The organism is Fodinicurvata sediminis DSM 21159, assembly GCF_000420625.1.
Classification (GTDB): domain Bacteria; phylum Pseudomonadota; class Alphaproteobacteria; order Kiloniellales; family DSM-21159; genus Fodinicurvata; species Fodinicurvata sediminis.
The window spans coordinates 174,053-187,800 of record NZ_ATVH01000013.1 but is presented as its reverse complement, the minus strand read 5'-3'; the positions used below and the strand labels follow the sequence as shown (position 1 = coordinate 187,800).

At 62.4% G+C, this 13,748-nt stretch carries 11 protein-coding genes; 2 read left to right on the top strand and 9 right to left on the bottom strand.

What is annotated here, in order from left to right; genetic code table 11:
- Positions 1-10: 10 nt before the first annotated feature.
- From G502_RS21345 to G502_RS0105920, 4 genes are all read right to left on the bottom strand, one after another.
- Positions 11-1,144 (bottom strand): hypothetical protein, encoded by a 1,134-nt coding sequence (locus tag G502_RS21345; RefSeq protein WP_022727743.1) that lies wholly within the window; start codon positions 1,142-1,144, stop codon positions 11-13.
- A gap of 172 nt (positions 1,145-1,316) precedes the next feature.
- The gene (locus tag G502_RS0105930; protein WP_022727742.1) at positions 1,317-2,738 is read right to left on the bottom strand and encodes a homospermidine synthase; all 1,422 of its coding nucleotides are present in this window, start codon (positions 2,736-2,738) and stop codon (positions 1,317-1,319) included.
- Positions 2,739-2,827: 89 nt separating this feature from the next.
- Positions 2,828-5,521, bottom strand: coding sequence for an AMP-binding protein (locus G502_RS18890; RefSeq protein WP_022727741.1), 2,694 nt, complete (start codon positions 5,519-5,521; stop codon positions 2,828-2,830).
- A gap of 130 nt (positions 5,522-5,651) precedes the next feature.
- On the bottom strand, positions 5,652-6,065 hold the full coding sequence (locus G502_RS0105920) for a metallopeptidase family protein (RefSeq protein ID WP_022727740.1): 414 nt from the start codon (positions 6,063-6,065) through the stop codon (positions 5,652-5,654).
- A 59-nt stretch (positions 6,066-6,124) separates the two neighbouring features.
- On the opposite strand from G502_RS0105920, the gene G502_RS0105915 reads away from it, so the two are divergent.
- Positions 6,125-6,475 (top strand): 4a-hydroxytetrahydrobiopterin dehydratase, encoded by a 351-nt coding sequence (locus tag G502_RS0105915; protein ID WP_281170022.1) that lies wholly within the window; start codon positions 6,125-6,127, stop codon positions 6,473-6,475.
- 6 nt (positions 6,476-6,481) lie between these two features.
- On the opposite strand, the gene lpdA is transcribed toward G502_RS0105915, so the two are convergent.
- Together lpdA and G502_RS0105905 are read right to left on the bottom strand one after the other, a co-directional pair.
- Positions 6,482-7,882, bottom strand: coding sequence for a dihydrolipoyl dehydrogenase (gene lpdA / locus G502_RS0105910; RefSeq protein WP_022727738.1), 1,401 nt, complete (start codon positions 7,880-7,882; stop codon positions 6,482-6,484).
- Between the two features lie 187 nt (positions 7,883-8,069).
- Positions 8,070-9,341: a multidrug effflux MFS transporter gene (locus G502_RS0105905; RefSeq protein WP_245560725.1), complete on the bottom strand. Its 1,272-nt coding sequence runs from the start codon at positions 9,339-9,341 to the stop codon at positions 8,070-8,072.
- Between the two features lie 252 nt (positions 9,342-9,593).
- On the opposite strand from G502_RS0105905, the gene G502_RS0105900 reads away from it, so the two are divergent.
- A complete protein-coding gene (locus G502_RS0105900) occupies positions 9,594-10,544 on the top strand; it encodes a radical SAM protein (RefSeq protein ID WP_022727736.1) in 951 nt (316 codons plus the stop codon).
- A gap of 9 nt (positions 10,545-10,553) precedes the next feature.
- Here the strand turns inward: G502_RS0105900 and G502_RS18885 are convergent, their stop codons facing one another.
- The 3 genes from G502_RS18885 to rpsO all read right to left on the bottom strand — a co-directional run bounded on the left by G502_RS18885 (position 10,554) and on the right by rpsO (position 13,741).
- Positions 10,554-10,970, bottom strand: coding sequence for a hypothetical protein (locus G502_RS18885; protein WP_022727735.1), 417 nt, complete (start codon positions 10,968-10,970; stop codon positions 10,554-10,556).
- A gap of 148 nt (positions 10,971-11,118) precedes the next feature.
- Entirely contained in the window at positions 11,119-13,239 is a 2,121-nt protein-coding gene (pnp, locus tag G502_RS0105885; RefSeq protein ID WP_022727733.1) for a polyribonucleotide nucleotidyltransferase, read from the bottom strand.
- A 232-nt stretch (positions 13,240-13,471) separates the two neighbouring features.
- Positions 13,472-13,741 carry a 30S ribosomal protein S15 gene (gene rpsO / locus G502_RS0105880; protein WP_022727732.1) on the bottom strand — a complete coding sequence of 90 codons (270 nt, stop codon included), beginning with the start codon at positions 13,739-13,741 and terminating at the stop codon, positions 13,472-13,474.
- Positions 13,742-13,748 lie beyond the last annotated feature (7 nt).

Below are 13,748 nucleotides of genomic sequence, written 5' to 3'. Positions count from 1 at the left end.
GATCAGAGGGTCACTCGTCCTCCAGGGCCTGGTACTTCAGAAGGGCGGCCTTCATCTGTTCGGCCACGTTGCCGCCCGTCTGACCCGTGGCATTCATGTCGCGGAAGGCAGAATCGTTTGGAGCTGACAGGCCGGGGGCTGCGGGGAGTGGACGGCTCTCGTCCCTGGGTTCACCGGGCATCACGTTCATGGCGGAACCAGGCAGGCCCATTGTCTCTCCACCCTGCATCGAGCCCGCCGACATTTTCTGATCAGCTGCGGCGCCGCTCACGCTTTCGGGAAGCGGTGGACGTTCGCTTGCGGCTGCCGTGCGCCCACGCAGGCTGCCTCTATCCAGAGGCATGAAACTGTCCGCCGGGGGCGGGCCGCCGGTACTCCGGTTCGCAGGGGCCGACAAGGGGGCCTGGGCTTGCTGAATCTCGCCCGGCTGGCCGCCGTCTGCTGGATTGGCTGTTGTGGCGGCCGTGGTCGGCAGAGTCGCGGAGGGGTTCAGCGCGTAATAGTCTCCGTCCTTCTTGTCCTCGGGCACGGACTTTTTCCCAGGTACGGCATGACTTTGCTGGGCTGAACTGGGAGAGGCCTGTTGGTCCGAGGCAAAGGCGCGCAAGGCATCCATGCCCGTCAATTCTCCTGTATCTGATCCTGAGGCAGGGGCGGTGCGCGTGTCCACACTCGACTGACGCGCGCTCTCGTTGCTCTGGGTCATCTGGGCTGGCGCTTGCTCGGCTGCGGCGCTGCGGCTTCCGGATTCGTTGGAGGCATATTGCTGTCCGCCCTTGTCGATGGGTGCGGCGTCCTCACCGAACACCTGGGCAATCACCGTCTCGCCCATGTCACGTCCAGTGCCTTCTTCCAGCAGACTGTTGGCAATGGCCGAGACGAAGCCGGTCGGGCCGCCATAGAGCATGCCACCCAGAATCCGGGCCGGGGCTTCCATCTGGTCCCCGGTGATGGCCCGATAGGCCATGTTGACGCCCGGAATGTGCTGCAGCGGATTGACGACATCCAAGACGTCCCAGAAGCTGAGATCATCATGCTCGGGGACCTTCATCTCCCCGGGACGATGCGCACCCTCGGAGTAGGCGCCGTAGTTGCGCGGACCCTGCTCGTTCTGGCGTATGTGGTTCTGGCTTTCGATTCCCATGCTCATGCCAGTGGTGAAAGCAAGAGCGATGCCAGTTTCGGCCCTCACGTGGAACCACGAAGAATCAAGGAGTTATCTGTGCGCCTTTCAGGGAATGAGCGTTCACTCGGCAGCTTTTTCCCGGCGCCTGTCGAGGACGGGAAATTCTGTCCTCTGTGAAGAGGTTCCCGGTTCAGACAACGCGGACGTTGTGGAACTGCCAAGGGTCGTCCAGGTCCAGGTCTTCGCGGAACAGCGTCCCGCGTCCGGTCAGCGGGGTCCAATCGGTGTAGGCCCCGGTCATGCGGCCCAGATAGGGTTCACAGATCTCCAGGATGCGTGCGTGATCCAGTTCCTCGGGCTCGACAATGCCGGCCTCGGGGTTCTCGATGGCCCAGACCAGGCCCGCGAGGACAGCAACGGTCACCTGCAGGGAGGTGGCATTGTTGTGCGGCACGAGCCGCCGGGCTTCTTCTATGGTCAATTGCGAGCCATACCAGTAGGCATTCTTGCCATGGCCCGCCAGCAGGACACCCAATTCGTCCATGCCATCGGTCACTTCCTCGACGATCAGCCGCCTTCGGGATTGCATCTTCCAGCCGCGCCCGGCCAGTTCGTGCAAGCTGAGCACCGCGGCGTCGCAGGGGTGGTAGGCATAGTGGACCGTGGGGCGATAGACGACCTGGCCATCCTCGCGATGTGTCAGGTAATCGGGCAGCGAGATGGCTTCGTTATGGGTGATGAGAAAGCCATGTATCGGTCCGGCCTGTGGGGTCCAGGTTCGCACCCGGGTGGCAGCGCCAGGGCGTTCAAGATAGATGGCTGCATCGGCGCCGAAGTCGTGGCGTGCGCCGTCGGCCGGCAGGGCCTTCTCGTGTGTGCCCCAGCCCAGCTCTGCCGGCTGAAGGCCTTCACTGTAGAAGCCGTCGATGGACCAGGTGTTGATGAATTCATCCACGTCCTTGGGTGTGCGACTGCGCTGCGTGTCGCGTTCGGCGATATGTATGGTGCTGACGCCCAGCTTCTGTGCCAGTCCACTCCAACTCTGCTGGCTCTGGCCTTCCGGCAGGCTGTGGCCCAGATCCCTGGCAATATCCTGCAGCGCGACCTTGACGAAGTGATTGACCAGGCCGGGATTGGCACCGTGGGTGATGACAGCGGTTGGGCCGGCGCCCAGTTCGCGGCGTGCGGCCAGCATCTCTTCGCGCAGGGCGTAGTTCGACCGCTGTGAGGGTGTGAGATTGTCGTCGACATAGGATCCGAGCCAGGGCTCGATGCAGGTGTCGAGATAGAGGGCACCCACTTCGTGGGCATAGCGCGCCAGGTCCACCGAGGAGACATCCACCGAGAGATTGAGCAGGAAATCCCCCGCGCCCAGGTAACGCCCAAGCACTTCGCGGTAATTGTCGAGGGTAAGTCCCTTCGTGATGTAGGCGGCGTCGTATTCGGCGGCAATTGGCTCCGGCTCTGGGTCGGGATTGATGATGACAATGTTCTCCGGTGCCACGCCGACATGGCGGCGCAGCAGGGGCAGGACACCCTGGCCGATCGAGCCGAAACCGATCATCACGATCCGGCCGTTGAAGTTGACGTGCTTAGGCGTCGTTTCGGTCATGGTCTGCTCTCCTTCGGAGTCCGCTGCTGTAAAGGCTGTTTGGATCGACGTCGAGCCAAATTTGGGCCAGTTTCTGCCGAATATGGGTGTCAGCGTCGCTTTTTCGGCAGAATCGCCATTTCACCACGCAGCAGTTCCGCCATGGCTTCAGGCGTTTCCGCCTGGGCCAGGCGTTCGCGGGCAATGGGCGTCCCGAAGCTGACGCGAAGCGCCTTGAGACGGGGCAGGCGGCGCGTGCGGGGCAGAGCCTCGAACGTCCCGGCCAGGCGGGCCGGGACAACCTGAACCTCCTTGGGCGCATTCAAGACCAGATGTCCAATACCCGGCAGGAATTTCTGCAACTCCCCATCGGGGGATCGCCAGGACTCCGGAAACCAGATCACGGATTCGCCCCGTTCCAGGACTTCCAAGGCAAAGGACAGGGCCGAGGTTGGGCGCCGTTCATCGACAGGGAACATGCGCGCCGAGCGGGCCAGAAGACGACCGGAACGACTTCCGAAAAGCCGCCCCTGGTCACCGCTCCACCAGGCGCGGGAGAGCCTGCGGTAGCCAAGTGCCGCCGCTAGGGCCAGAGGGTCCAGATCACTGACGTGGTTGGCAATATAGATCGTCGGGTTCTGAGAGACGAGGGGCAGGTGTTCCTCGCCACGGACAGTCAGGCGGAAGAGTCCGCGCATCAGCAGCCAGTCGACGGCATAGAGACCGGCACCAATGACCTGTTCGTACGCGCGGCGTGGTGCCAGCCAGCGGCGTTCCTCCTCGGACAGCGGCGCGATAATCTCGCGGGGCTGGTCGGCTCCTGCTCTGCCGGTGGCCTCCTGCAGGCTTCTTTGCAGAAGTTCGCGCAGGCTGCCGATCTCGCCCGCTTCCTCGTTGGACAGCTGGAAACCGAAGCGGTGCTCCAGTTCAAGCGCAAGTGTCACCCATTCCAGGGAATCGATGCCCAGGTCCAGTTGCAGGGATGCGTCCAGATCCACGGGCCGGTCCGCGTAACGCGCCTTCATGTAGCTGAAGATCTCGCCGGCGGGAGGACTGTCGAGCAGGGCGCGGTCGGCTTCGTCGAGGGAGGAGTCCGCTCGCGCGGTGATGCCGGCGCGGGCCTTCCGGTAGAGCTCGGGCAACTTGAAACGCTGATATTTGCCAAGCCGGGTGCGCGGCAGGGCTTCGCGGCTGATGGCAAAGCCGGTCGGGCGTTGATAGGGGGCCAGGCCCTGGCCCTGTTCGCTGAGTGCGATACGGATGACCTGGTCGATCTGAAGGTTGTTGCCGCGCCCGATTTCGGCCTGATTGGGGACCACCAGGGCGACCAGGGAGTCGTTCTGCTCCAGGATCGCGATTTCCTCGATGGCCGGATGCTGGACATAGACCTTCTCGACTTCCTCGGGAAAGACGTTCTTGCCGCCACCCAGGACAATCATCTCCTTGACCCGGCCCTGGATGGTTACAAAGCCCTGGCTGTCGATGTTCCCCAGATCGCCAGTCCGGAACCAGCCATCCTCTGTGAAGGCTTCGGCGTTGGCCTGTTCGTGGTTGCGATATCCCTGGAAGAGGGACGGACCGCGTGCCTGCAGTTCTCCAACGCCATGCTCATCGGCGTCCGCGACACGCAGGTCCATGCCTTTCAGCACACGCCCCTCGGTGCCAATCTTCTTGTGACGCCCGCCACCATTGTTGGTCAGGATCGAGGAGGTTTCCGCAAGGCCCCATCCACTGCGGGTGTCCCAGCCCAGGCTTTCCAGATTCCAGATCAGGTCCGGCTCGAAGCGGGCCCCGCCCGAGGCGAGCAGCCAGAGGTTCGGGGCAAGCCGTCGATGCAGGCTGCGGAACAGCTGCCGTCCGACCCTGAGGCCGGCGTAGCGGCGCAAGCCGTAGGAAAGCGCAAAGAGCATGCGAAACAGCAGGCGTGCAGGCAGCCCCGAAGAGTCGACACGACTGCGGATTCCGGAATAAAGCGCGGCGTAGAGTTTGGGAACACCGACTACGGCACTGACGCGCCCGATGCGCAGCGCGGTCATGATCTGCTGTCCCGAGACCCCTTCCGGCAGCACCAGGGTACTGCCCCCGGACAGGGCGGTCAGCAGCCCGATGGTCAGGGGAAAGACGTGATGCAGCGGCAAGGGCAGCAGCACCCGGTCGCGCGGGGCGACCACCCTCTGTTCCAGAAGGGCATGGACATTGTGCAGCACATTGGCATGGCTGAGGTAGAAGCTCTTGGGCGTTCCCGTCGTGCCGGAGGTGTAGACCAGCATCTGCGGATCATCCGGGTCCAGGGGCGGGAGAGCGCTGCTGGAGCCTGCCTGCAGCTCCTGCCAGTGCCGGGGACTGTCGGGACTGGCCCCGATTCCGTCCAGGCGAAAGAGTTTGAGATCGAGTTCCTGTCTGTCGGCTACGCCGCGAACGCGCTCCACATGACCTTCGGCAAGAAAAGCGGCCTTGGCACCGGAATCAGGGACCAGAACCTCCAGTTCGACATCGCTCGTCAGATCGTCCAGGGCGACCGTGACGGCGCCGAGGCAGGCCAATGCCAGGCGCACCACGGCCCAGTCGATGGAATTTGGGCCGAACAGCAGGACGTGATCGTCGGCACCCAGGCCTTCCGCCAAAAGGGCCCGGGCCAGGGTCTCGGCCTGATCGCCCAGATCCGCATAGCTGATGGAGGTAACGGACTCTCCCTGTACCGATGCGATCGCGGTGCGGCCGCCATGCGCTGGCAGCCTGGACACGAGATCACGCAGGCTTTCCGCCTTTCCTGGGCCAAGGGTCTTTTGGGAGGGTGTCGCCATGAATCCTCGAAGCTGTTTCAGGACAGGTCTAACCGATTTTCATACTGCCGTGCAGTCCCACAGCTTCGAGATCTGCTTGGCGACCACCCGGCAAACCCCCGCGAAGGGGCTTCAGTGCCTGCCATTGCGGTCAGGGCGACTGTTCTATGCGCTCCATGTCCTCATCCGAAAGGCCGAAATGATGGCCGATTTCATGGATCAGGACATGTCGGACGATGCGTGTCAGGTCTTCCTCGCTTTCGCACCAGTAATCCAGGATGGGGCGACGGTAGAGGAAGATCATGTCAAGATCTTCGGGCTGGTCACTGACCCCGCGACGCGTCAGATCCACACCCTGGTAGAGCCCCAGCAGGTCGAAGGGTGATTCAAGGTCCATGGCCTCTAGAACCTGTTCATCCGGGAAATCCTCGACCCGAATGGCGACGTCTCCGGTAAAGCGCCGCAGTTCCAGGGGAATTGCCATCAAGGCTTCCCTGGCCATGCTTTCCATATCGGGAAGGCTGGGCGGTGCGCCGAAGCTGTGCAAAAGTTCAGACTGGCTCATCAACTGTCTCTTCAAGAGCATAAAAACCGTTCCTTGACCGGAGAGCTTGGCACCGCCACCTGAGCCTTGTCGAGACACAAAGGAAACAGGCAGAGACCATGCGCGAGAAACTTCAAGACGATGCCCGCAAGTCCGCCCTTGCCGACCTGCCGGGCTGGCAGGAAGTCGATGGGCGGGACGCGATTGCCAAATCCTACCGGTTCAAGTCTTTCAATGAGGCCTGGGGATTCATGTCCCGTGTGGCCATGGCTGCAGAAAAGATGGATCACCATCCCGAGTGGTTCAATGTTTACAACCGCGTTGACATCACCCTGTCAACCCATGACGCTGGCGGTGTGACCGATCTGGACATCAAGCTGGCCCAGAAAATGGACCGTTTCGCGGCGCGCACGTCGGCAGCCGAGGAGTAGCGTTCATCAGGTGTGCAGCGGCCGTCCATGGACGGCCAGAGCTGCCTCCTTGACCGCTTCGTTCAGGGTCGGATGGCCGTGGAAGGCGCGCGCCAGATCCTCGGCCGAACCACCGAATTCCATCGTGATGACGGCTTCGTGGACCAGGCTTCCCGCATCCGGACCAATGATGTGCGCGCCCAGCAGGCGATCGGTGGCCTTGTCGGCCAGCACTTTCACGAAGCCCTCGGTGGCGTTCATCGCCCGGGCGCGCCCGTTTGCGCTAAAGGGGAACTTACCCACGTTGTAGTCCACACCCTCTTCCTTGAGAGTGTCCTCTGTCTTGCCGACCGAGGCCACTTCCGGCCAGGTGTAGACGATGCCGGGCACGGTCTCGTAGTTCACATGGCCTTTCTGGCCGGCCAGGATTTCGGCAATGGCGACGCCTTCCTCCTCGGCCTTGTGAGCCAACATCGGCCCCTCGATGACGTCCCCGATGGCATAGATGCCCTCGATCGAGGTGGCGAAATGGCCATCCGTTCGCACGCGCCCGCGCTCGTCGAGTTCCACGCCGACCTTGTCCAGTCCCAGGCCTTCCGTATGGGGCTTGCGGCCGATGGCCACCAGGACGCTGTCACAGGTGATTTCCTCGCCGTCGCCGCCCTTGGCCGGTTCGACCTGCAGCTTGATGTTGGTCTTGTTCACCTTGGCGCCGGTGACCTTGGTGGACAGCTTGAACTTCATGCCCTGCTTGGACAGCGTGCGCTTGAACTGCTTGGAGATATCGCTGTCCATGCCCGGGACCAGGCGGTCCAGGAATTCCACCACCGTGACTTCAGCGCCCAGCCTCTGCCAGACCGAACCCATCTCAAGACCGATGTAACCACCGCCGACCACGACCATGTGCTTGGGCACCTTGGACAGCGAAAGCGCGCCGGTCGAAGACACAATGCGCTTCTCGTCGACCTCCAGGCCGGGCAGGTCCATGTGGCCGGAGCCGGTGGCGATGACGATGCTCTTGGCCTCGACCTTGGTCTTGCCGTCGACCGTGACTTCACCCTTGCCGGTGATCTCGCCTGTCCCCTTGAGCCAGTCGATCTTGTGCTTCTTGAAGAGGAATTCGATGCCCTTCACGTTGGCTTCCACCACGGAATCCTTGTGACCCATCATGCCCGGAAGGTCGAGTGAAAGCTTGTCCACCTTGACTCCGAAAGCCCCCAGGCCATGTTGGGCCTCTTCGTACTTTTCCGAGGCCTGGAGCAATGCCTTGGAGGGGATGCAGCCGATGTTGAGGCAGGTGCCACCCAGGGTTTCGCGTTTTTCCACGCAGGCCACCTTCATACCCAGTTGCGCGGCCCGAATGGCGCAGACATATCCGCCCGGCCCGCCGCCGATCACAACCAAGTCGTAGCTCTGTTCCTTGCTCATACGCTGTTTCTCCCCGGAAATCCGGCGCCCTCGCTATATGGGTAGGCCGGGCTTCGACCGTCTGTTCATGTCATGCAATTCGGCGCCGCAAACTTGCCGCAAAGCCGCCTGCATAACAAGCCGCGCCATCAAAATTAATCCCCGGCGACATTAAATCTCCGGCCAGCCCCTGGAGGCCAGAAGCTTCTCAGTCGTAGACGCCGCGAAACAGGCGCCCCTTCTCGGTAACCAGAACGATCATGGTCGATGCAATGCCCAGTCCGGCAAAGCCCAGAGCCATGGGCAGCGGCGTGCCGTTGAAGGCCTGTCCGATGAAATAGCCGAGAAGGGCGCCGCCCAGGGTGGTGATGAACCCCAGGAAGGAGGAGGCGGTGCCCGCAACCTGGCCCACGGGGTCCATGGCGATGGAATTGAAATTCGGCATGACCAGGCCGAAGGCGAACATGGTGATGGCCTGCATGGCAATGAACAACCAGACGGTCTCCAAGCCGAGCAGATTGATCAGGCTGTGGACGATTCCGGCGGCCGTGAAGAGCAGCAGGGCAGAATGCGAGACCCGGCGCATGCCCAGGCGCTCGACGATACGCGAATTGGTGACCGAGGCCATGGCCATGAAGAGTGCGATCGAGGCGAATGCCAGCGGAAATATGGCACCGATTTCGAAGACGTCGACGAAGATCTGCTGCGAGGAATTGATGAATCCGAACAGGCTGCCCATCACCACCGTGGCCGCCAGGGCATAGCCCACGGTGATGCGTGTGGTCAGGACAATGCGGAAGGAGGTGGCGATGGATTTGGGAGAAATGGCGATACGCCGCTCGCGCGGCAGAGTTTCGGGCAGACGCAGCAGGGTCCAGAGGATGAGGACGAGTCCCATGACCGTCAGGACCGCGAAGATAAGGCGCCAGGGTCCGAGGAGCACGAGGATCTGCCCGAGGGACGGGGCGACCACGGGTACGGCGATGAAGACGATCATGACCAGGGACATGACCTTGGCCATGCGACGGCCCCCATAGCAGTCGCGTACTAGGGACAGGGCGATGACCCGGCTGGCCGCGGCGCCAACGCCCTGCATCAGGCGGGCAAAGAGCACCTGTTCAAAGGAGGTGGCAATGACCGAGAGGGCGCCGAACAGGGCATAGATCAGAAGCCCCGCGATCAGGATGGGTTTGCGCCCATAACGGTCCGAAAGGGTGCCGTAGAACAGCTGTGTGAAACCGAAACCGATCAGGTAGGCGGTGATCACCAGCTGGATGCGATTCTCCTCGGTGACGTTCAGACTGTTGCCGATGGAGGGCAGGGCCGGCAGCATGATGTCAATGGCAAGGGCATTCACGGCCATCATAGCAGCCACGATGGTGACGAACTCGGCAAAGCCCATGCCTGGATGGGGGCTGTCCTCTTGAGAGGTTCGCTGTTCCTTCGTAGCGCTCTCCTGGTCGCCTCTGGCCTTGGACATCAAGGTTCCTTGTTCCGTTGCATCGTCCGGGTCACATGAGTTTCCATTCTTACCAGCACTGCGCCACGACTTTCCACGATTGCGCGTGGCTCGTGCGGACAGGGCCGCTATTCGCAAATGACAGGGCTGCCTGCCAGGCCAGCCGGGTTGGGCGATCAAACCTGCGTGAACAAGGGGGCTGGGCGCTTGTCGCGGCGATGGCGGACATGCAGGTTGGTTCGTGAATCAGCCGCAAGGAGTGACAAGGCTACGATGACAACGCTGACAGAACGACCGCAGAGCAGACTCAAGTTCCGCGACCCGGAAATCACGGCCGATGGGGCGGAGCGCGCCCATGTGGCCCTGAAGCGACTGGATACGCTTTGGTTCAATACGGGGACGCTCTGCAACCTGGCATGCACGCATTGCTACATCGAATCCAGCCCGCGCAATGACAGCCTGGCCTATATCTCCCGGGACGAGGTGGTTGCATATCTGGACGAGATCGAAGCCCTGGATCTGGGAACAAACGAAATCGGCTTGACCGGCGGCGAGCCTTTCATGAATCCGGATATCATCGACATCCTGCGGCTTTGCCTGGAGCGCGGCTATCGCGTGCTGCTGCTGACCAACGCCATGCGCCCCATGATGAAGCGTGCGGACGAGCTCAAGGCCCTGCAGCCAATGGCCGAGGGCAAACTGATCCTGCGTGTCTCGCTGGACCACTATGGCCAAGAGGTGCATGAAGCCGAGCGTGGTCCACGCAGCTGGATCCCTGCTATCGAAGGCATTTGCTGGTTGGCGGAACAGGGCTTTGCCATCGACGTTGCCGGCCGCGATCTTTCCGGCGAGGGCGAAGCCTCGCTCAGGGCCGGCTACGCGCGCCTGTTCCGAGAGCTGGACCTGCCGCTGGATGCGGACGATCCGGCCCAACTGGTGCTCTTCCCCGAGATGGACGAGACGGCCGATGTCCCCGAGATCACGACGGAGTGCTGGTCGATCCTGGGTGTGGCCCCGGACTCGATCATGTGCGCCTCCTCGCGCATGGTGGTCAAACGCAAGGGCGAACCGAGTCCCAAGGTCCTCCCCTGTACGCTATTGCCCCATGACGGGAGTCACGACATGGGTACCAGCCTGGCCGAATCCCTCGGTGAGGTCTCGCTGAATCATCCCCATTGTGCGCGTTTCTGCGTTCTGGGCGGCGCGTCCTGCAGCACGCGGTAAATGCCTGCGTCAGGCGCCGGTGGGTTCATGCGAGTCGGGATCCGTCGGTTCCGTTACCGGGGTGTCTTCATGCTCAGGGTGCTGCGCTTCACTGCGGCCGGGCAGTTCCACAAGGAAACCGGCGCCCTTGTCGGTGGAGAGGGGATTGAAGCGCAGGACCAGTTCCCGGCGCATGAGTTCCAGTAGGTAACGGCCTATGGGCAGGAAGAGCGTTTCCCCGCTTTCCGGTGTGGCCGGGTCCAACCGGATGGTCACGGACTTGGCCTCTCCGAAACGGTTTCGCTCGACCATGCGGTCGATCGAAGCACAGGCATGTGCCAGGTCGAGTCCACGCAGGTCGAGCTCCCAGTCCGCGCTGTCCTGACGCCCGATCAGATGATTGGCGGCGCGGAATCCCGGATCGTTGTAGGCGTCCTCGTTGCTCAAGCTGATGCTCCCTTCGCCAGCTGGTGTTGCCCTCTGGGCTTCTGCATGACATAGGCTGGAAAGGCGACGTGATAAAGGCGTTGCACAAAGAAAAAGGGCGCCGGCAGCATCTGCCGGCGCCCGAAACTTCTTGCCAGAAGGCTGCCGCTCAGGCGGTTTCTTCCGCTTCCTGCAGGTCTTCGCCGGTTTCCTGGTCGACAACCTTCATGGAGAGCTTGACCTTGCCGCGGTCGTCGAGGCCGATGACCTTGACCTTGACCGTATCGCCTTCCTTCACGACGTCATCGACCTTGCCGACACGCTCCTGGGCCAACTGGCTGATATGGACCAGCCCGTCGCGCGGTCCCAGGAAGTTCACGAAGGCGCCGAAGTCCATGATCTTGACGACCTTGCCGTCATAGATCTTGCCGACCTCGGGTTCGGCCACGATGGATTCGATCCAGTCCAGGGCTTCCTTCATGGAGCTGTCACTGGTGGCCGCGACCTTGACCGATCCGTCATCCTCGATGTCGATCTTGGCGCCGGTCGTCTCGCAGATTTCGCGGATCACCTTGCCGCCGGTCCCGATCAGGTCACGAATCTTGTCCTTGGGCACGCTGATCGAGGTGATGCGCGGGGCATGTCCGGAAACGCCCTCGCGGGCTGCGCCGATCGCTTTGGACATTTCGCCAAGGATGTGCTGGCGCCCTTCCTTGGCCTGGTCCAGGGCAATCTGCATGATCTCGCGGGTGATGGAGGTGATCTTGATATCCATCTGCAGAGAGGTCACCCCCTCTTCCGTGCCGGCCACCTTGAAGTCCATGTCACCCAGGTGGTCCTCGTCGCCCAGGATGTCCGAGATGACGGCATAGTCGTCGCCTTCCTTGATCAGGCCCATGGCAATGCCGGCCACGGCCCGCGGCAGCGGCACGCCGGCGTCCATCATGGCCAGGGAGGAGCCACAGACCGTGGCCATGGAGGAGGACCCGTTGGATTCCGTGATCTCGGAGACCAGGCGAATCGTGTAGGGGAAGTCCTCCTTGGACGGCAGGACCGGGTTCAGAGCGCGCCAGGCAAGCTTGCCGTGGCCGATCTCGCGCCGGCCGGGTGTGCCGACGCGGCCGGCCTCGCCCACGGAATAGGGCGGGAAGTTGTAGTGCAGCATGAAGTGCTGGCGGAACTCGCCTTCCAGCGAATCGACGATCTGCTCGTCCTGACCGGTGCCCAGTGTTGCCGCCACCAGGGCCTGCGTCTCACCGCGGGTAAAGAGCGCTGAGCCGTGCGCGCGCGGCAGGATGCCGGTCTCGCCGACAATGGGACGGACCGTACGGGTGTCGCGACCGTCAATGCGCTGGCCTGTCTTGAGGATCTGGCCGCGCACGATGTCGCTTTCCAGCTGCTTGAAGAGGCCGCCGAAGAGGGCAAGCTTCTCTTCGTCCTCGCCGAGGGACTCCTCGGCTGCGGTGCGAACTTCGTCCACCGCGGCCTGGCGTTCGACCTTGTCGGCGATACCATAGGCCGTGGCAAGGCGGTCGCCGAATTCCTTTTGCAGGTCGCTGTAGAGCTGGCCCTTGATTTCCGGATCCTCGGGCACATCGCGGGGTTCCTTGGCGGCTTCCTCGGCCAGCGCGATGATGGTGTCGATCACCGGCTGCATCTGGTCATGGCCGAAGTTGACCGCACCCAGCATGATTTCTTCACTGAGTTCACTGGCCTCGGACTCGACCATCAGCACGCCCTCCTGGGTCCCGGCCACAGCCAGGTCCAGCTTGGAGTTCGGCATCTCGTCCATGCGCGGATTGAGCACGTATTCGCCGTTGATGTGTCCGACGCGGGCCGCGCCGATCGGCCCCATGAAGGGCAGGCCGGACAGCGTCAGGGCTGCAGAGGCGCCGACCATGGCGACAATGTCCGGGTCGTTCTCCAGGTCGTGGCTGAGCACCGTACAGATGACCTGGGTCTCGTTGCGGAAATTCTTGTGGAACAGCGGGCGGATCGGCCGGTCGATCAGGCGCGAAGTCAGTGTTTCCTTTTCCGTCGGCCGGCCTTCGCGTTTGAAGAAGCCGCCCGGGATCTTGCCGGCGGCGAAGGTCTTCTCCTGGTAGTTGACCGTCAGGGGAAAGAAATCGATGCCGGGCTTGGGCTGACGGGAACCGACGGCGGTGCAGAGCACCACGGTTTCGCCATAGGTTGCGAGAACGGCGCCGTCGGCCTGGCGCGCCATGCGACCGGTTTCGAGCACGAGCTTGCGCCCGCCCCAGTCGAGTTCCTTGCGGGTGACGTTAAACATGTTGTGTCCTTTGTGTCCTGGCCGGCTGTGAAATGAACACCGGACCCGCGAAAGCCGCGCAGCCTGCCTTCAAGGCAGGAGCGCGGCTTGCGACGGCCCGGTTGCACACGAGGCGGGTGTGCCGACCGGCCACCCGCCTCAAGATAGATTTCTTGCTGATGATTGTCAGACACAGCCCACCTCCGTCAAGGGAAGTCAGGGTTCTGTGTAGACCGGTCATTATACCTATGACCTAGCGGCGGATGCCGACGCGTTTGATCAGGGTCTCGTAACGGCTCTTGTCCTTCCGCTTGAGATAGTCAAGCAGGCGCCGCCGCTGTCCGACCATGACCAGCAGGCCGCGGCGGGAGTGGTAGTCCTGCTTGTGGCTCTGCATGTGTTCGGTCAGGTTCGAGATACGTTCCGTCAGAATGGCGATCTGCACTTCAGTGGAGCCAGTGTCGCCTTCCTTGGAACCGAATTCCTGGATGATTTCCTGTTTGCGCTCGGGCGTAATCGACATCGTCAGT

Bases quoted from the DNA above. Each gene is read 5' to 3' on its own strand.
- G502_RS18890 (WP_022727741.1), bottom strand. From the start codon at position 5,521: ATGGCGACACCCTCCCAAAAGACCCTTGGCCCAGGAAAGGCGGAAAGC.
- G502_RS21345 (WP_022727743.1), bottom strand. From the start codon at position 1,144: ATGGGAATCGAAAGCCAGAACCACATACGCCAGAACGAGCAGGGTCCG.
- rpsO (WP_022727732.1), bottom strand. From the start codon at position 13,741: ATGTCGATTACGCCCGAGCGCAAACAGGAAATCATCCAGGAATTCGGT.
- pnp (WP_022727733.1), bottom strand. From the start codon at position 13,239: ATGTTTAACGTCACCCGCAAGGAACTCGACTGGGGCGGGCGCAAGCTC.
- G502_RS0105905 (WP_245560725.1), bottom strand. From the start codon at position 9,341: ATGTCCAAGGCCAGAGGCGACCAGGAGAGCGCTACGAAGGAACAGCGA.
- G502_RS0105930 (WP_022727742.1), bottom strand. From the start codon at position 2,738: ATGACCGAAACGACGCCTAAGCACGTCAACTTCAACGGCCGGATCGTG.
- G502_RS0105900 (WP_022727736.1), top strand. From the start codon at position 9,594: ATGACAACGCTGACAGAACGACCGCAGAGCAGACTCAAGTTCCGCGAC.
- lpdA (WP_022727738.1), bottom strand. From the start codon at position 7,882: ATGAGCAAGGAACAGAGCTACGACTTGGTTGTGATCGGCGGCGGGCCG.
- G502_RS0105920 (WP_022727740.1), bottom strand. From the start codon at position 6,065: ATGAGCCAGTCTGAACTTTTGCACAGCTTCGGCGCACCGCCCAGCCTT.